The 18,250-nt window shown below is 73.2% G+C and carries 14 protein-coding genes; 13 read left to right on the top strand and 1 reads right to left on the bottom strand.

Translation table 11 applies throughout. The features are described 5' to 3' along the window. Positions 1-28 precede the first annotated feature (28 nt). The 5 genes from LCG91_RS08875 to LCG91_RS08855 all read left to right on the top strand — a co-directional run bounded on the left by LCG91_RS08875 (position 29) and on the right by LCG91_RS08855 (position 7,841). Positions 29-1,000, top strand: coding sequence for an AAA family ATPase (locus LCG91_RS08875; RefSeq protein WP_224441153.1), 972 nt, complete (start codon positions 29-31; stop codon positions 998-1,000). Then, positions 997-2,409 carry a DUF58 domain-containing protein gene (locus LCG91_RS08870; RefSeq protein ID WP_224441152.1) on the top strand — a complete coding sequence of 471 codons (1,413 nt, stop codon included), beginning with the start codon at positions 997-999 and terminating at the stop codon, positions 2,407-2,409. The genes LCG91_RS08875 and LCG91_RS08870 overlap by 4 nt, the downstream gene beginning before the upstream one ends. After that, a complete protein-coding gene (locus LCG91_RS08865; protein ID WP_224441151.1) occupies positions 2,406-4,904 on the top strand; it encodes a transglutaminase domain-containing protein in 2,499 nt (832 codons plus the stop codon). The genes LCG91_RS08870 and LCG91_RS08865 overlap by 4 nt, the downstream gene beginning before the upstream one ends. Beyond that, the gene (locus LCG91_RS08860; RefSeq protein ID WP_224441150.1) at positions 4,901-6,832 is read left to right on the top strand and encodes a zinc-ribbon domain-containing protein; all 1,932 of its coding nucleotides are present in this window, start codon (positions 4,901-4,903) and stop codon (positions 6,830-6,832) included. Before LCG91_RS08865 ends, LCG91_RS08860 begins: the two co-directional genes overlap by 4 nt. Positions 6,833-6,941: 109 nt before the next feature. After that, positions 6,942-7,841, top strand: a complete 900-nt coding sequence (locus tag LCG91_RS08855) for a hypothetical protein (protein WP_224441149.1) — start codon at positions 6,942-6,944, stop codon at positions 7,839-7,841. A gap of 46 nt (positions 7,842-7,887) precedes the next feature. On the opposite strand, the gene LCG91_RS08850 is transcribed toward LCG91_RS08855, so the two are convergent. Continuing rightward, entirely contained in the window at positions 7,888-8,880 is a 993-nt protein-coding gene (locus tag LCG91_RS08850; RefSeq protein WP_058727255.1) for an asparaginase, read from the bottom strand. Positions 8,881-8,946: 66 nt separating this feature from the next. Between LCG91_RS08850 and LCG91_RS08845 the strand changes: the two genes are divergently transcribed. The 8 genes from LCG91_RS08845 (at position 8,947) to LCG91_RS08810 (ending at position 18,211) form a co-directional block, all read left to right on the top strand. After that, a complete protein-coding gene (locus tag LCG91_RS08845) occupies positions 8,947-9,423 on the top strand; it encodes an OsmC family protein (protein WP_058727256.1) in 477 nt (158 codons plus the stop codon). Positions 9,424-9,429: 6 nt separating this feature from the next. After that, positions 9,430-10,401 carry an FKBP-type peptidyl-prolyl cis-trans isomerase gene (locus LCG91_RS08840; protein ID WP_224441148.1) on the top strand — a complete coding sequence of 324 codons (972 nt, stop codon included), beginning with the start codon at positions 9,430-9,432 and terminating at the stop codon, positions 10,399-10,401. 75 nt (positions 10,402-10,476) lie between these two features. Then, positions 10,477-11,562, top strand: a complete 1,086-nt coding sequence (locus LCG91_RS08835) for a 1-deoxy-D-xylulose-5-phosphate reductoisomerase (RefSeq protein WP_058727273.1) — start codon at positions 10,477-10,479, stop codon at positions 11,560-11,562. Positions 11,563-11,707: 145 nt separating this feature from the next. Continuing rightward, a complete protein-coding gene (locus tag LCG91_RS08830; protein WP_224441147.1) occupies positions 11,708-13,042 on the top strand; it encodes a M50 family metallopeptidase in 1,335 nt (444 codons plus the stop codon). Between the two features lie 47 nt (positions 13,043-13,089). Then, positions 13,090-14,538: a purine-cytosine permease family protein gene (locus LCG91_RS08825; RefSeq protein ID WP_224441146.1), complete on the top strand. Its 1,449-nt coding sequence runs from the start codon at positions 13,090-13,092 to the stop codon at positions 14,536-14,538. Continuing rightward, entirely contained in the window at positions 14,535-15,110 is a 576-nt protein-coding gene (locus LCG91_RS08820; RefSeq protein ID WP_224441145.1) for a cysteine hydrolase family protein, read from the top strand. Before LCG91_RS08825 ends, LCG91_RS08820 begins: the two co-directional genes overlap by 4 nt. A gap of 50 nt (positions 15,111-15,160) precedes the next feature. After that, positions 15,161-16,294 carry a flavodoxin-dependent (E)-4-hydroxy-3-methylbut-2-enyl-diphosphate synthase gene (gene ispG / locus LCG91_RS08815; protein ID WP_224443121.1) on the top strand — a complete coding sequence of 378 codons (1,134 nt, stop codon included), beginning with the start codon at positions 15,161-15,163 and terminating at the stop codon, positions 16,292-16,294. 162 nt (positions 16,295-16,456) lie between these two features. After that, complete coding sequence (locus tag LCG91_RS08810) at positions 16,457-18,211, top strand: proline--tRNA ligase (RefSeq protein WP_224441144.1); 1,755 nt, start codon at positions 16,457-16,459, stop codon at positions 18,209-18,211. Positions 18,212-18,250 lie beyond the last annotated feature (39 nt).

The following is an 18,250-nucleotide window of genomic DNA, read 5'->3' as shown; positions in this document are numbered from 1 at the left end:
CCCGCCCCGAGAACGAGGACACCACCGCATGAGCATGACCCCCGAGCAGGCCACCTGGTTCGCCGACGTCGCCGGCCGGATCGTGACCAACGTCGAGCAGGTGCTCCTCGGGAAGACGTTCGTCATCCGGCTCGCCGTGACGACCATGCTCAGCGAGGGGCACCTGCTCCTCGAGGACGTCCCCGGGACGGGCAAGACGAGCCTCGCCCGGGCGATGGCGCAGAGCGTGCAGGGATCGACGAACCGGATCCAGTTCACCCCGGACCTGCTGCCCGGTGACATCACGGGCATCAGCGTGTACGACCAGCGCACGCAGGAGTTCGACTTCCACCGCGGTCCGGTGTTCGCGAACATCGTGCTCGCGGACGAGATCAACCGGGCGAGCCCGAAGACGCAGTCCGCGCTCCTCGAGGCGATGGAGGAGTCGGCGGTGACCGTCGACGGCGTGAACCACCGTCTGGCAGCCCCATTCATGGTGATCGCGACGCAGAACCCGGTCGAACAGGCCGGCACCTACCGCCTGCCCGAGGCCCAGCTCGACCGGTTCCTCGTGCGCACCTCGATCGGCTACCCGGACCACGCCGCCACCGTCCGGATCCTCGAGACCTCCTCGGCGCCGTCCGCCTCGGTGCCCCTGCCGAGCGTCGTCCCCGCGGCGACCGTCACGGAGATGGCCGCGCTCGCCCGCACCGTCCACGTCGACCCGACGATCGCCGACTACGTGGCCCGCCTCGTCGATGCGACCCGTGCCGCCGGCGAGGTCCGCCTCGGCGTGAGCGTGCGCGGCGCGATGGGGCTCGTCCGCGCCGCCCGCGTGTACGCCGCGGTGCAGGGCCGTCACTACGTGACCCCGGACGACGTGAAGGCGCTGGCCGTCCCGGTGCTGGCGCACCGTCTCGTGCTCGACGCCGAGGCCGAGTTCGACGGGGTCAGCGCCACGAGCGTCGTGGCGCAGCTCCTGGTCGAGACACCGCCGCCGGCCGACCGAGCGGCGTCGTGACCGACCGCCGTCCCACCGGCACCAGGACGCGACGCGGCAGCACGAGGTCCCGTCGCGGTCCGGTCTCGCCCGAACGGACGACGACGGTCGCCGGCCTCACGAACGTGCGCACCCGGCTCGTCGGCGACCGCGAGGGCGTCGCCGCCGACGCGGTCGTCGGCGCCGCGAAGGCGTGGGCGACGGCCTGGAGGACCGTGCGACGTCTGTGGGCCGAGGTCGCCGCGGTGGTCACAGGCCTGGGCTGGACGGTCGCCGCCGTCACGGTCGTCGCCTTCGTGGTCGGGTACCGCTTCGGACTGCGCGAGGTCGTGGTCGTGGGCTTCGCCGGCGCCGTGCTCGCGGTGGTGGCCGCCGTCGCCCTCGTCGGGCGCACCCGTCTGGTGGTGCGCATGCGGTTGCCGCAGCACCGCGTGGCAGTCGGTGACGACGCCGGGGTCGTCGTGACGGCGGAGAACCCGGCTCGACTGCCGTCCGTGCCGACCACGGTCGAGCTGCCGGTCGGTTCCGGCCTGGTGGACGTCGCGGTGCCGTCCGTCGCCCCCGGTGGTGTGTTCGAGGAACAGGTGCCCGTGCCGACGGTGCGGCGGGGTGTGCTCGACGTCGGTCCGGTGACCGGTGTGCGGGCCGACCCGGTCGGGCTGGTGCGACGCGAGGTCGTCTGGACCGCACGGGAGCAGGTCATCGTCCACCCGCGCACGATCGCCATCCCGTCGACGAGCACCGGGCTCGTCCGCGACCTCGAGGGGCAGGCGACGACCGACCTCTCCCCGGCGGACATCGCGTTCCACGCCGTCCGTGAGTACGTCCCAGGCGACGACCCCCGCACCGTCCACTGGAAGTCGACCGCGAAGTCCGGCGCACTCATGGTCCGCCAGTTCGAGGACACCCGGCGGTCACACCTCGTGGTGGCCCTCGCGACCCGACGGGCCGAGTTCGGCGACGACGACGAGTTCGAGCTCGCCGTGAGCGCCGCCGCGTCCCTCGGCGCACGTGCCGTCCGGGACGGCCGGGAGGTCTCCGTCGTCGTGTCCGAACGCACGCCGGAGTACGCCAAGCGCCCGGTGCGGGCGGTGCACCGGCTGGCCACCGTCACCCCGACCCGACTGCTGGACGAGTTCGCGACCGTCGGACTCTCCGACGCATGCCTGCCGGTCGCCGAAGTGGCCGCGATCGTCGGCAACGACACCGCGGGCATCTCGGTCGCCTTCCTGGTGGTGGGTTCCACGGTCGGGCTGCCGGCGCTCCGGCTCGCTGCGACGCGCTTCCCCGTCGGGGTCGAGGTCGTGGCCGTCACCTGCGAGCCCGAGGCCCAGCCGCGTGTGCTCCGCGTCGCCGGTCTCACCGTGCTGACCATCGGCTACCTCGAGGACCTGCGTCAGGCCCTGCACCGGTCGGCGGCCGCCGCGTGAGTGCCGCCACCTCGACGGAGCGACGGACGCGCAGTCGCCGCGCGTCCCGCCGCGCGGCGCGCCGTCGCTCGCCCGCCCGCGTGGTCGGCGGGACCCTCGTCGTCTGGCTCCTCGTCGCGGTGGCGAGCACCGCTTGGTGGCCGGTCCACCGCGACGGCTCGATGGTCACCGCGGGCACCACCGCGGTCGTCGCAGGCACCGTGGTGGCGTTGGCCGGCGCGTTCGGGCGACTGCCGACGGTGGTCGTCGGCGTCCTGACCGTGGCCGTCTTCACCCTGACCGGGGTGCCCGTCGCGGTCCCGGCCGAGGCCGCAGGACTGCTGCCGACCGGACCGGGCCTCGTCGACCTCTTCGCCGGCGTCGCGCTCGACTGGAAGCGGCTCGTCACCGTCAGCCTGCCGGTCGGGTCCTACGAGTCCCTGCTCGTGCCGTACTTCGTGACGACCCTCGTCGCCACGGTGACGGCCGTGACCGTGGCGACCCGCGCCTCCCGGCCGGAGATCGCGAGCATCCCGGCCCTCGTCCTGTTCGCGGCGGGTGTCGTCGTCGGACCGGGTCGTCTCGACGTGTCGGTCGCGACCGCGGTCGCGCTCGGCGGGGTCGCCCTGGTCTGGGCGCTCGTCGTCCGGCACTCCCGCAGGGCGGTCGCCGTCGCGACGACCGTCGGCGCGCCGGTCCCGGTCTGGCGCTCCGTGGCGCGCCCCGCGCTCGTCGGGACGGGGACCGTGCTGGCGGCGGCGGTCGTCGCGACCGGACTCGGGCTGGTCGCGCCGCCGTCGGTCGGACGCACCGTCGCGCGCACCGACGTCGTGAAGCCCTTCGACCCGCGCGACGAGGTCAGCCCGCTGAGCACCTTCCGGGCGTACGAGGAGACCGGCTCGGCCGACGCGGCACAGTTGCGCGTCTCGGGGCTGCCGCAGGGCGGGTTCGTCCGGATCGCGACCCTCGACACGTACGACGGTGTCGTGTTCCGCGTCGGCGGCGACGACGGGGCGTCCGCGTCGGGCACGTTCGAGCGGGTGCCGACGACCGTCGACGTCGGCGGCGTGCGGGGGAGTGACCTCCGGGTCGGGGTGGACGTCGCCGCCTACCGTGGCGTCTGGCTGCCGACCGTCGGCGACCTCGAGTCGGTCACCTTCGGCGGGGACGGCGCGGAGCAGGCGCGGCGGTCCTTCTTCTACGACCGTGCGACGTCGACCGGCGCCGTCGTCGGCGGCATCGGGGCGGGGACCCGCTACGACCTCGACGCCGTGCTGCCCGACCAGCCGGACGACCAGCAGCTCGCCTCGGCACGGCCGGGGACGGCGGAGGTCCCGTCGGCGACCGGGGTGCCGGACGCCGTGCGGGAACGGGTCGAGTCGACGACCGCCGATGCCCGCACGGACGGCGAGAAGCTCGTCGCCGCGGTCCGGTGGCTCACCAGCACCGGGTACGTCAGCCACGGTGTCGGCGACGACCGTGCCAGCCGCTCCGGGCACGGCGCGGATCGCATCCAGGAGCTCCTCACCGCGCCGGTCATGATCGGCGACCAGGAACAGTACGCGGTGGCGGCCGCACTGATGGCGCGGCAGATCGGGTTCCCGTCGCGGGTCGTGATGGGGTTCACCCCGGGCGGCGACTCCGGCGCGTCCTCGAGCGGCCCGGAGTCCGGCTCGAGCGGGACGACGACGCTGCGCGGGTCCGACGTGACCGCGCGGGTCGAGGTGGACACGGCCCAGTGGGGCTGGGTCACCCTGAACCCGAACCCCGTCGTCCGGCAGATCCCGGAGGAGCAGGACCAGACCCCGCAACCCGTCACGCGCCCGGAGACGGTCGTCCCGCCGCCGCCCGTCGAGCGGCAGGACCAGGACCAGCAGGCGCCGCCGCAGACCGACCGCGAGACACCGCCGGTGCCGCCGCTGTGGCTCCAGGTGCTGCTCGCGGCGCTGCCGTGGGTCCTCGCGACGCTGGGCTTCGTGGCCCTCGTCCTCCTGCCCTTCGCGACCGTGCTGCTGTGCAAGCGGGTCCGGCGACACCGACGACGCAGGGCACCGACCCCTCGTGCCCGCGTCACCGGTGCGTGGGACGAGTACCGCGACGCGCTGCTCGACCGGGGGCACGCCGTGCCCGGAGGCGCGACCCGTCGCGAGGCCGTCGCGGGTGCTCCCGGCCGTGGCGGTACCGGGCTGGCCGCGCTGGCGGATCGCAGTGTCTTCGGGCCGGACGACGTCGACCCGGGGACCGCCGACCGGATGTGGTCGGCGACCGACGAGGCGATCGAGAGCCTGCGCGAGGGGCGGAACCGGCGCGAACGCCTCCGAGCGGCCGTGTCGTTGCGGTCCCTCCGGTCCGGCGCCGGGCGACCGCACCCGGTCGCCGGGACGGGACCGGCCGGTCGGGGGAGCGTCGGCGTCGGGGGCCGGGGCGACCAGGGGCGTCCCGGTGGCCGTGACTACGATGGTCCGGAGGCCGGCGAGCGTCGTGGACGGCCGAGTGAGGACAGAGGCGAACCGTGATCAGATGCGAACACTGCGGATCGATGCTGCCGGACGGCGCGATCTTCTGCGGTGAGTGCGGGCGGTCGGTGAACGTCTCGGCGAACCGCCGGCCCGCTCCGGCGGCGCCCGTGGACGACACCCCACCGCCGCCGCTCCGCCAGCCCGACCAGTACGGTCACCGGCCCGACCCGGCGGCCGAGGCGTGGTTGCCGGAAGCGACGCTCGACCCCGCGACGCGTGCTTGGCTCACCGGCGAGGACCGGCGGTCCGTCGGTTCCCTGCCCGAGCGTTCCGCAGCGCCGGCTGCTCCCGCAGCCCCCGGTGCTCCGGCCGGCGGACCCGAGTGGGCACCGCCCGAGGGCGTCGACCGGGTCCGCCCTGGCCGCGCTCCCGGTGCGACCGGCACCGACGCGACCGGCACCGACGCGACCGACAGCGGCACGACCGATAGCGGCACGACCGGGACCGGCACCGGCAGCATCAGCACCGGAGCCGGCGAGACCGGGAGTCACGGGGTCCCCGCCGCGTCGGGCGGGGCCGACCTGCGGGCAGGTGCACCGGAGGTGGAGCCGCCCCTCGACCCCGATGCGTACCAGTCCTCCCCGGAACCGTCCTCCCCGGACCCGCTCGCCTCGTCCCACCGGAGCACCCCGTCCGGCGAGCTCGCCGACACCGAACGGACCCGGCTCGCGCCGACCACCGGCGCGACGTCGGAGCGCCCCGAGCCGCCTGTGGCCCCAGTGTGGTCTCCACCTGTCGCGCAGCAGCCGACGGCAGCGCCGTCACGACCCTCCTGGTGGGTCGGTCGTGGTCCTGCCGCCGCCGAACCGCCCGTCGAGGACCAGCACGACACGTCCTCCGGTGACGAGCAGCCCCGTGCCGGCGACACCGCGGTGGTCGAACCACTGGTCGACCGTCGCCCCGCGCCGACACCGCTGATCGCTCCGGGGAGCGGTCCGGCGACCTGCCCGGTGTGCGGCCACGCCCTGGAGCCCGACGACATCTTCTGCGCGGAGTGCGGTGCCGTGCGTCCGACCGTGACCGCGGCCTTCACCGGCCCGGTGGTCCCGCTGCCGATGGCACGGCCGGACTGGGCAGCCGACGACGAGGTCCGCGCCGGCGACGAGCGCTCGGAGGACGGCGTCGACGGCGGGTCCGGAGCGTCCGGACCCGACGACGAGCCGGCCACCGCGACCCCCGACGGCGATCCGGCCGCTGACGGCGATCGATCCGCCGACCGTGATCGAGCCGCGGAGGACGTGGCCGATGCCGGTACGTCCGGTGCTGGCCGGGTCGACGTCGGTGACGCCGACGGGACACGGTCCGAGGCCGAGGAGCCCGAGCACCCCCACGACGGCGCAGCGGTCCCGCCTGCGCCGGTGTCGCCCACCGCGCCGTCCTCGGTCCGGTCCACCGGCGCTGATGTCCGTGACGGCGTGGGCGCCGGAACCGGTGGTCGAGACCTGCCGCCGGTCCCGCGCGCAGCACCGCTGCCGCCGATCCCGGGCTCGACCGGCCCGGTCCTCCCGGCGGTCGACGCCGCGGTGGTGCCCTCGAGCGGCGACCCCGACCCCGACGAGGACGTCGAGGAGACGCGCATCGTCGTGAAGACCGAGTCGACCGCGCCCTTCGTGCTGCACTTCAGCACGGGGGAGCGCACCGCGGTGCACGGGACGGGCCTGCTCGGACGGCTGCCGCGCCCGGAGCCGGCAGAGCGCTTCGACGACCTGTTGACGGTGCACGACCCCGGCAAGTCGGTGTCGAAGACGCACCTCGAGCTCGGGCGTGACGGCGACGACCTCTGGGTCTCGGACCGACACTCGGGCAACGGCACGGTCATCCGTCACATCGACGGGAGCATCCGACGCTGTGAACCCGGGCGTCGCTACCGGGTCGAGCGTGGCGCACGGGTCGACATCGGCGAGCAGTTCTTCCTCGTGCAGTAGTCCGGCCGCGGCGCGCACAGTCCTCCACAGAGGGCCCTGGGTCACGCTGCGTCCACGAGCAGCCCCTCGCGTCCGATGTCGTACGCGAGGGGCTGCTTGGCTTCTCGGCATGTCTCCGCTCGTCGCTCGGTGGTGCCTGGTCGGGTCGGCCGTCGTGCTCGTGGTCGTCGGCGTCCTCGCCGACCTCGCCGGCTCCGCCAGGGTGGTGCTGCTCGCGGCGGCAGCGAGCTGCGCGGTGCTCGATGCGCTGACGGTCCGCGCCCCCGGCGCTGGTCCGCCCCGGATCGTCGTCACCCTGCCGCCGTTCCCTGTCGACGTCTCGGATGACCACGGGTCCGGGTTCGCGTGCGCCATCGGCGGACGCGAGTCGGATCATGCGTCGGACCATGGCCTCCCGACGACTCCGGGCGCCGACGTCGCCGGCGCGCTGGTACTGGGACGACGACCGGACGGGGGGACCGCGTGCGTCGAGGTGGGGCCGTCCGCGCCGTGCCACGTCGTCGTCGTCGGGACGGGCTCCTGTGCGCGGGCGGTGTTCGAGGCGCTCGTCGCGCAGCTCACCGGGCTGGGCGTCGGTCGCCCGGCCGGAGCAGACGACTGCCTCGTCGTCGGTGCCGCAGTCGACGGTGCCGCGGTCGACGACAGCGGTACCGACAGTACGGGTCCGGACGTCCGGATCGTCACCGATGACGGCTCTCGACCGGGAGTGCCACCCGGGCTCCGCCCGACGCCGACCGGCACGGCCGTCGCCGCGCGCCTCGACGACCTGGGCCGGCCATGGGCGACCGTCGTGCTCGTGCCCGGAGTCGGTCTGCTCCCACGACGGCACGACCGGGTGCTGGAGGTCACGCGCCACGGCTGTCGCGTCTGGGGTGACGGCGACGGCGACAGCGGCGGCGACAGCGGCGGCGGCGGACCGGTGCCCCTGGACCCGGTGCTGCCGCTGCTGCTGGGCACAGGGTCTCCGGGTGATCTGCTCGGTGCGGACCTCGCTTCCGTCCCAGGGTGAGGTGCCCAGGATGCGGGGCGCTCCGACGGGGGAGCGCAGCAGCCGGTCAGCGCAACCCGGACCCCGCGCGGACGGCGCCGACCGGCACGCCACCCCCGAGCACCTGCTCGCCCGTGGCGGCCAGCACGTCCGCAACCCCGGCCGCGTCCACCAGACCGTTGCGCTCGAGCAGCGTGAGGGCCGCGAGCGTCCCGGCGCGCTGCGAGCCGTCGAGCGTCTTCACGGCCACCGCCGCACCGCCGGGCAGACCCATCACCATGACGCCCTCCGCACCGAACTTCGCGAGCACCCGAAGCCGTTCGATCGTCACCGTGTTGGCGCGCCCGACGCCGTCGATCGCCCACGGGTGGTCGAGCACCGCATCGACGAGCGCTGCGGCGTCCGCGTCCGACCGTGCGACGACCCCGGCGAAGCCGCGCGCGAGTCCGCGCAGGGTCAGGGGGAACACGGGTGCACCGCAGCCGTCCGTGCCGACGACGTCGACGACCTCGCCGGTGTACTCCTCGACGGTCTCGCGGACACGCTGCTGGAGCGGGTGCGTCACTTCGAGGTAGGTCGCCTCGTCCCACCCGTTCACCCGGCAGGCGGCGAGCATCCCGGCGTGCTTGCCCGAGCAGTTCATCGCGAGGCGGCGCGGGCCGTCCATCGTGCGCGCGGTGGCGCGGTCGAACGGCAGGTCGGGCGGGCACCCGAGGTCGGCCTCGACGTGGTCGAAGGACTCGAGCATGTGCAGCGCGAGGGCCTGGTGCGGGGCGGTGCCGGCGTGACTGGCCGTCGTGAGGACGAGTTCGTCGTCGCTGAACACTGCTCCGGCGCGACGGATCGCCAGTGCCTGGAAGGGCTTCATGGTGGAGCGCGGGTAGATGCTCGCGTGCACGTCACCGACGGCGTCGAGCACGGTCCCGTCCGCGGCGACGACCACGCCGGCGCCGACGTGGCGGCTCTCGTCGAAGCCGTTCCGGTCGAGCACCGCGAGCTCGACGGAGCCCTCGGCGGTGAGAGGATGGCGGTCTGTGCGGACGTCGTGGCTCACCGTCATGTCGTCATCGTAGCGATCGGGCGGAACACGCTCCGCCCACCGAGCACCAGCACGAAGGAGCACACCGTGACCGACCACACCTACGAGGTCTCCGTCCGCTGGACCGGCGACCGGGGGACCGGGACGAGCGGCTACCGGGACTACGGCCGCGACCACGACGTCACCGCAGCGGGCAAGCACCCCATCGCGGGGTCGGCCGACCCGGCCTTCCGCGGCGACAGCGACCGGTGGAACCCCGAGGAGATGCTGCTCGGCGCCCTCGCCCAGTGCCACATGATGAGCTACCTGTACGTCGCGGTGCAGCAGGGCTTCACGGTCGTCGACTACGAGGACACGGCGACGGCGTCGCTCGACGTGCACCGCGACGGCACCGGCGAGGTCACCGAGGTCACCCTCCGCCCCGTCGTCACGGTGCTCGAGGCAGACCGGGTCGCCGACGCCGAGGCAGCGCACGCCGAGGCGAACCGATTGTGCTTCATCGCGCGTTCGGTGGCGTTCCCCGTCCACCACACGCCGGTCACCAAGGTGCGTGCGGCAGGATAGGTCCCCGTGAAGCGTCTCCGCCTGCTCCCGATCGCCATCGTCCCCGCCGTCGTGCTCGGACTCGCCGCCTGCTCCGGGAACGGCTCGGGTGACGCCTCGGTCTCGCCGAGCGCGTCGTCCAGCGCCACGGCGACGCCCATCTCGTCGTGCCCGGAGTCGGGTTCGGCGTCGAAGAGCATCGAGGTCACCGGGGCCGTCGCCGGCACGGAAGCGCCGAAGGTCACCTTCGACAAGGGTCTCAGCGCGAAGACCCCGCAGGCCACCACCGTGGTGAAGGGCTCGGGCAAGGCACTCAAGGACGGCGAGTTCGCCCAGGTCTCCTACGCCGTGTACAAGGCCTCGGACGCCTCGAAGCTCGGCGCGGTCGGGTTCGACCAGGGCAACCCGCAGGTGCTCTCGGTCGGCGGTACCGGCTTCGGCGCCCTGCTCGCCTGCACGAAGGTCGGCGACCGGGTCGCGGTCGTCGGCCAGTCCTCGGCGCTCGGCTTCAACACCGGCGGCGAGATCGTCGTGGTGGCGGACGTCGTCGCGCAGACGCCGACGAAGGCGACCGGCACCCCGCAGACGCAGGACCCGTCGCTGCCCACGGTCGAGGACAAGGCCGACGGCGAGCCGGAGATCACGATCCCGTCCGGTGCGACGGCCCCGTCGAAGACCGAGGTCGAGGTCCTGAAGCAGGGCGACGGCGCGACGATCGAGAACGGCGACACCGCGCTCGTGCAGTACAAGGGCGTGACCCTGGCAGACGGCAAGGAGTTCGACTCCTCGTGGTCGAAGGGCGCTCCGACGACCTTCACCGTCTCCGAGGGCTCGCTCATCAAGGGCTTCGTCACGGGGCTCGTCGGACAGAAGGTCGGCTCGCAGGTCCTCATCGTCACCACCCCCGAGGACGCCTACGGCTCGAACCCGCCGGAGGGTTCGGGCATCCCGAAGGACGCCTCGCTCGTCTTCGTCGTCGACGTCCTCGCCAAGGGCTGAGCGGTGCCGACGACCGCCGGTGCCGGCGGCGCCACCGTGCCGACGACCGCCGGGCGCGGTACCGACGACACCGCCGTGCCGACCAGGCGTCGCATCGTCGTCCTCGGCAGCACGGGCTCGATCGGCACGCAGGCCCTCGACGTCGTCGCACGGAACCCCGACCGGTTCGAGGTCGTCGGCCTGACCGCCGGCACGAACCGTGACCTCGTCGCCGACCAGGCGGCCCGGTTCGGTGTCCGGGACACCGCGTTCGGTGCCGCCGACGCCGAGCGGCTCGTCCGGACCGTCGCGGCCGACGTCGTGCTCAACGGCATCACCGGGTCCGTCGGTCTCGGCCCGACGCTCGCCGCACTCGAGACCGGTGCGACCCTCGCCCTCGCGAACAAGGAGAGCCTGATCGTCGGCGGCCCGCTGGTGCAGGCAGCCGCCCGTCCCGGACAGATCGTGCCCGTCGACAGCGAGCACTCCGCGATCGCGCAGGCGCTGCGCTCCGGTTCCGGCACCGAGGTGCGCCGCCTCGTGCTCACGGCCAGCGGCGGTCCGTTCCGCGGGCGCTCCCGCGAGAGCCTGCGGGACGTCACGCCTGCACAGGCGCTGGCGCACCCGACGTGGGACATGGGGCTGGTCGTGACGACGAACTCCGCGACGCTGGTGAACAAGGGGCTCGAGGTCATCGAAGCCCACCTGCTGTTCGACGTGCCCTACGACCGGATCGACGTCACCGTGCACGCGCAGTCGATCGTCCACTCGATGGTCGAGTTCGTCGACGGCTCGACGATCGCGCAGGCGTCTCCGCCGGACATGCGGCTGCCGATCGCGCTGGGCCTCGCCTGGCCGGATCGCGTGCCCGGCGTCGGCGTGCCGCTCGACTGGACGACCGGGAGCACCTGGACCTTCGAGCCGCTCGACACCGAGGCGTTCGGCGCGGTCGACCTGGCCAAGCACGTCGGCGTGCTCGGTGGCACGTTCCCGGCGGTGTTCAACGCCGCGAACGAGCAGGCGGTCGCCGCGTTCCACGCGGGTGCGATCGGGTTCCTCGACATCGTCGACACCGTCCGCCGGATCGTCGACGAGCACACCGCGGGGGAGGCGTCCCTCGACGGCGTCCTCGCTGCGGAGCGCTGGGCGCGCACCGCGGCGGACCGCCTCCTGGCCCGCTGACGCGAGCGGTCGACGCGAGCCCGCCACTTGGTCGCGTGACGGACGCGCCCCCGGTGATCCGCGCCTCCAGGCCGGCCGGGAGGCACGGCAGACCTCTCAGGGCGCGCTCGGCTCCGTCATGGGCAGGGTCCCGTACCCTCTGACGGTGACCGTCGAATCCGTGCTCCTCTTCGTCCTCGGCGTGGTCGTCTTCATCGTCGGCCTGCTGGTCTCGATCGGACTCCACGAGCTGGGACACCTGACCTTCGCGAAGCTCTTCGGGGTGAAGGTCACGCAGTACTCCCTCGGCTTCGGCAAGGCGATCTGGTCCTTCCGCCGGGGTGAGACCGAGTACGGCATCCGGCCGATCCTGCTCGGCGGGTACATCTCGATGGTCGGCATGCTCAAGCCGCGCGCCTCCGGCAGACCGAACGCGATCACGAACACCGGCATGTACGGCGCGTTCGTGCAGGACGCCCGCCAGGCCAGCGCGGAGCAGATCGCCGACTCGGGCGGCGACGACTCGCGGGCGTTCTACCGGCTGACGCCGTGGAAGCGGATCATCGTGATGGTCGCCGGTCCCGCCATGAACCTGGTGATCGGCATCGTGCTGTTCGGGGTGCTGCTGTGCGGGTTCGGCGCGCCGACCACGACCTTCACGTCGAGCGTCGACTGCGTGCTGCCGACGAGCAGCGCGACGACCTGCACCGCTGGCGACGCCGAGTCGCCCGCGAAGCAGGCGGGCATCCGCGACGGTGACGTCGTGCTCGCGGTGGACGGGCAGCAGGATCCGACGATCGCCGAGGTGTCCCGGGTCTTCCAGCGTTCCGCGGGCGAGCCGGTCACGGTCGTCGTGGAGCGCGACGGCCAGCGCCGGACGCTCGAGGTCACGCCGCAGCTCGCGACCCGCGACGTCGTGACCGAGCAGGGCACGGTCGCGAAGAACGCCGACGGCACCACGAAGACGCAGCGCGTGGGCGTCGTCGGCGTCAGCATCGGGCAGTCGCTGGTCCGGCAGTCGCCCGCCGCAGTGCTGCCCGCGACCGGTGCGCAGATCGCCGCGTCCGCCCACCTGATCATCGACCTGCCGCAGCGTCTCGTCGCCGTGTGGAACGCAGCGTTCGGCGCGCAGCAGCGGTCGCAGGACAGCCCGGTCTCGGTCGTCGGCGTGGGCCGGGCGATCGGCGAGGTCTCGTCGATGAGCGGCGTGCCCGTCGTCGACAAGGCGTACACGATCCTCGGGTTGCTCGCCTCGCTGAACATCGGCCTGTTCGTGCTGAACATGGTGCCGCTCCTGCCGCTCGACGGCGGGCACATCGCCGGTGCGCTGTGGGAGGCCGTGAAGCGCCGCGCGTACGTGCTCGTCGGCAAGCCCGACCCGGGCGCGATCGACCTGGCGAAGACGATGCCGCTGACGATGGTCGTCGTCGTGCTGCTGGCGGGGATGAGCGCGCTGCTCATCTACGCCGACATCGTCCGCCCCGTCAACCTGTTCGGGTAGCGCGGCCGGTCGGACCCGCGGGGTCGCGCGCCCACTACGCTCAGCGCATGAGCACCGCGCCAGAGGTCCGCGCCGTCGAGCGCCAGGGCATCGACGTCATCGCCGAGTCCGATCGCAAGGGGCGGCCCCGCGGGCTGTTCTGGCCGTGGTTCGCCGCAAACGTGTCGGTGCTCGGGCTGAGCTACGGTTCGTTCGTCCTGGGCTTCGGGATCTCGCTGGTGCAGGCGACGATCGTGTCCGTCGTCGGGGTCGCGTTCTCGTTCCTGCTCTGCGGCATCGTCGCGATCGCCGGCAAGCGGGGGTCGGCACCGACGATGGTGCTGAGCCGCGCGGCCTTCGGCGTGCGGGGGAACCGGCTGCCCTCGTTCCTCAGCTGGGTCCTGACGGTCGGGTGGGAGACCGCGCTCGCGTCGCTGGCCGTGCTCGCCACGTCGACGGTGTTCCGCGAGCTCGGCTGGGACGACGGCGTCGTGACGAAGCTCGTCGCCCTCGTGGTCGTCGCGGCGCTCGTCGTCGGCGCCGGCATCGCGGGCTTCGACGTGATCATGCGGCTGCAGACGGTCATCACCGTCGTCACCGCGGTGCTCACCGTCGTGTACGTCGTGCTCGCGGTGCCCTCGATCGACCTCGGCACCCTCGGTGCCCTGCCGGCGGGCAGCGCGCAGAACGTGATCGGGGCACTGGTGCTCGTGATGACCGGGTTCGGACTCGGCTGGGTGAACGCGGCCGCCGACTACTCCCGCTACCTGCCGCGGTCGTCCTCGACGGGCGGCGTGGTCTGGTGGACGACGTTCGGCGGCGCCCTCGCACCCGCGGTCCTCGTCGTCGTGGGCGTGCTGCTCGCCGGCTCGTCGAAGGACCTGGACGACGCGATCGGCGCGGACCCGATCGGCGCGCTGACGACGATCCTGCCGGTCTGGTTCCTCGTGCCGTTCGCCATCGTGGCGATCCTCGGGCTCGTCGGCGGTGCCGTGCTCGACATCTACTCGTCGGGCCTTGCGCTGCTCAGTGCCGGCGTCCGGATCCCGCGACCGGTCGCAGCCGGCGTCGACGGCGTGTTCATGGTCGCGGGCGCCGTCTACGTCGTCTTCTTCGCGAAGGACTTCATCTCGCCGTTCCAGGCGTTCCTCGTCACCCTCGGTGTCCCGATCGCCGCGTGGGCCGGCGTGTTCGTCGCCGACGTGGTGCTGCGGCGCCGCGCGTACGCCGACGCCGAGCTCGACGACGTGCGCGGTCGCTACGGCGACGTGCGCTGGACCGCGATCGGGCTCGTCGTGCTCGGGACGGTGCTCGGGTGGGGACTCGTCACCAACACGTACGGCGTGCCGGCGTGGCTGAACTGGCAGGGGTACCTGCTCGGCCCGTTCGGTCTCGGCGGACGCGAGGGGGCATGGGCCTACGCGAACCTCGGGGTCCTCGTCGCTCTGGTCGTGGGCTTCGCCGGCACGCTGCTCACGGCCCGCGGGACGGTCCGCCGTCAGGAGCACGACTCATGAGCGTCGTCGTGCCGGCCGACGCCTGGCTCGTCGCGATCGACCTGCAGCGGGTCTTCACCGGCGACAGCCCCTGGTCGACGCCGCGGTACGACGAGGCCGCGGCGGGGACGGCGCGACTGCTGCCGCACTTCGCCGGACGCACGGTGTTCACGCGGTTCGTCGCGCCGGAGCGGCCGCAGGGCGCATGGGTGCCGTACTACCGCGAGTGGTCGTTCGCGCTCGTGCCCGACACCGACCCCCTGTACGACCTGACCGCGCCCTTCGCAGCCGCGGTGACGGACCACGGCACCCCGGTCGTGACCGAGCCGACCTTCGGCAAGTGGGGGACGAGCCTCCAGGGCGTCGTCGGTGACCGTCCGCACCTCGTGCTCACCGGCGTCTCCACGGACTGCTGCGTCGTGTCCACCGCGCTGGCCGCCGCGGACGCCGGGGCGAGCGTCACCGTCGTCGCCGACGCGTGCGCCGGCGCGAGCGACGAGGACCACGAGCGTGCCCTCGCGCTCATGCGCCTGTACGCGCCGCTCATCACGGTCGTGGAGCGCGGCACGGACCTGGTCACCGACCAGGTGTGACGTCACCGGGAGCGCGTAGAGTCACACCCGTGCCAGCAGTGAACCTCGGTCTGCCGAAAGTCCCCGAAACCCTGAGCCCGCGCCGGAAGTCGCGGCAGATCCGGGTGGGCAAGGTCCTCGTGGGCGGCGACGCCCCGGTCTCCGTGCAGTCGATGACGACGACCCCGACGACGAACATCAACGCGACGCTGCAGCAGATCGCCGAGCTGACGGCGTCGGGCTGCGACATCGTCCGCGTGGCGGTGCCGAGCCAGGACGACGCCGACGCGCTGCCGATCATCGCGAAGAAGTCGCAGATCCCGGTCATCGCCGACATCCACTTCCAGCCGAAGTACGTCTTCCAGGCCATCGACGCCGGGTGCGCCGCCGTCCGCGTGAACCCGGGCAACATCCGCAAGTTCGACGACCAGGTCGGCGCGATCGCGAAGGCGGCCAAGGACGCCGGCGTCTCGCTCCGCATCGGTGTGAACGCCGGGTCGCTCGAGCCGAGCCTGCTGCAGAAGTACGGCAAGGCCACGCCCGAGGCGCTCGTCGAGTCGGCCGTGTGGGAAGCCAGCCTGTTCGAGGAGCACGACTTCCACGACTTCAAGATCTCGGTCAAGCACAACGACCCGATCGTGATGGTGAAGGCCTACCGCCAGCTCGCCGCCGCGGGGGACTGGCCGCTGCACCTCGGTGTCACCGAGGCCGGGCCGGAGTTCCAGGGCACCATCAAGAGCGCCACCGCGTTCGGCATCCTGCTCGCCGAGGGCATCGGCGACACCATCCGCGTCTCGCTCTCCGCGCCCCCCGCGCAGGAGGTCAAGGTCGGCCTGCAGATCCTGCAGTCGCTGAACCTGCGGGAGCGCAAGCTCGAGATCGTCTCGTGCCCGAGCTGCGGCCGGGCGCAGGTCGACGTCTACCAGCTCGCGAACGACGTCACCAAGGGCCTCGAGGGCATGACCGTGCCGCTCCGCGTCGCCGTGATGGGCTGCGTCGTGAACGGTCCGGGCGAGGCGCGCGAGGCGGACCTCGGTGTCGCCTCGGGCAACGGCAAGGGGCAGATCTTCGTCAAGGGCGAGGTCATCAAGACCGTGCCGGAGCGCGAGATCGTGCAGACCCTGATCGAGGAGGCGAACCGCATCGCCGACGAGATGGGCCCGGCGGCCGCCACCGGCTCCGTCCAGGTGATCACCGCGCCCTAGCGCGTGAGACGGACGGACGGGCGCGCTCCGCTCGGCGGCGACGCGGAGCGTCGCGCGGAGCGCGCCGACCGAGCCTGCGAGGGAGGGCGGTGCCAGCCGGCACCGTTCCTCCCGTCCGTCACCGGGACGGCCGGGCGAGCGCCGCGCCGCTAGGCTTGCCCCGTGGTCACACGGCTCTCCCATCTCTTCCTCCGCACGCTCCGCGACGACCCCTCCGACGCCGAGGTCACGAGCGCGAAGCTCCTCGTCCGCGCCGGGTACATCCGTCGTCAGGCCCCGGGCATCTTCGCCTGGCTCCCGCTCGGCCTCCGGGTCCGCGCCCGGATCGAGGGCATCATCCGCGACGAGATGGTCGCGGCCGGCGCACAGGAGGTCCTGCTCCCGGCGCTCGCCCCGCGCGAGCCGTACGAGGCGACGAACCGCTGGACCGAGTACGGCGACGGCATCTTCCGCCTGCAGGACCGCAAGGGCGCCGACTACCTCCTCGCGCCGACCCACGAGGAGCTCTTCGCGCTGCTCGTGAAGGACCTGTACTCGTCGTACAAGGACCTCCCCGTCACGCTCTTCCAGATCCAGGACAAGTACCGCGACGAGGCTCGTCCGCGCGCCGGTCTCCTGCGCGGCCGCGAGTTCACGATGAAGGACGCCTACTCGTTCGACATCGACGACGCCGGCCTCGACCGCAGCTACCAGACGATGCGCGACGCGTACGAGCGGATCTTCGCGCGCCTCGGCCTCGAGTACGCGATCGTCAAGGCCGACGCCGGCGCCATGGGCGGATCGAAGTCCGAGGAGTTCCTGCACCCCATCGCGGTCGGCGAGGACACCTTCGTCCGGAGCGCCGGTGGCTACGCCGCGAACGTCGAGGCCTACGTCACGCCCGTGCCGGAGTCGCTGCCGATCGAGGGCCAGCCGGAGCCCGTGCTGCTACCGGCCGCCGACACCCCGACGATCGACACCCTCGTGGCGCACGCGAACGAGGTCGCACCGCGCGACGGCGCTCCCTGGACCGCCGCCGACACGCTGAAGAACGTCGTGCTGGCGCTGACGCACCTGGACGGCACCCGCGAGGTCGTCGTCGTCGGCCTGCCGGGCGACCGCGAGGTCGACCTGAAGCGCGCCGAGGTGGCCTTCGCGCCCGCCGAGGTCGAAGCCGCGGGCGACGACGACTTCCGGAAGCACCCGGGCGTCTTCGTCAAGGGCTACATCGGGCCGCAGGTGCTCGGCGCCGACAGCCCGTCCGGCATCCGCTACGTCGTCGACCCCCGCGTGGTCGACGGCACGGCCTGGATCACCGGGGCGAACGAGCGCGGCGTGCACGTGTCCGGCCTCGTCATGGGCCGCGACTTCACCGCAGACGGTGTCGCCGAGGTCTCCGACGTCCGTGCCGGCGACCCTGCTCCGGACGGCTCCGGCCCGCTCGAGACCGCCCGTGGCATGGAGATCGGGCACGTGTTCCAGCTCGGCCGCAAGTACGCCGAGGCGCTCGGGCTCAAGGTGCAGGACGAGAACGGCAAGCTCGCGACGGTCACGATGGGCTCCTACGGCATCGGCGTGACGCGCATCCTCGCGATCCTCGCCGAGGCGCACAACGACGAGAAGGGCCTGGTCTGGCCGAAGAACGTCGCGCCGTTCGACGTGCACGTCGTCGCGACCGGCAAGGACGAGGTCGCCTACGACCTCGCGTCCTCGATCGTCGACACCCTCGAGGGCGACCGCTTCGAGGTCGTGTACGACGACCGTCCGAAGGTGTCGCCCGGCGTGAAGCTCCGTGACGCCGAGCTCCTCGGCATGCCGATCGTCGTGGTCGCCGGGCGGAACGCCGCCGACGGCGTCGTCGAGCTCTGGGACCGCGCGTCGGGCGAGCGCCGCGACGTGCCGGTCGCCGACCTGCTCGAGGCGGTCCGCGCGATCTGATCGCCGCTCCGACACGGACGGGAGGCGCGGTGCCGGCCG

The sequence above is a fragment of the Curtobacterium sp. TXMA1 genome, from assembly GCF_020162095.1.
Taxonomy (GTDB): domain Bacteria; phylum Actinomycetota; class Actinomycetes; order Actinomycetales; family Microbacteriaceae; genus Curtobacterium.
The sequence above is the reverse complement of the archived record's forward strand: the minus strand, read 5'-3'. Positions and strand labels throughout refer to the sequence as shown.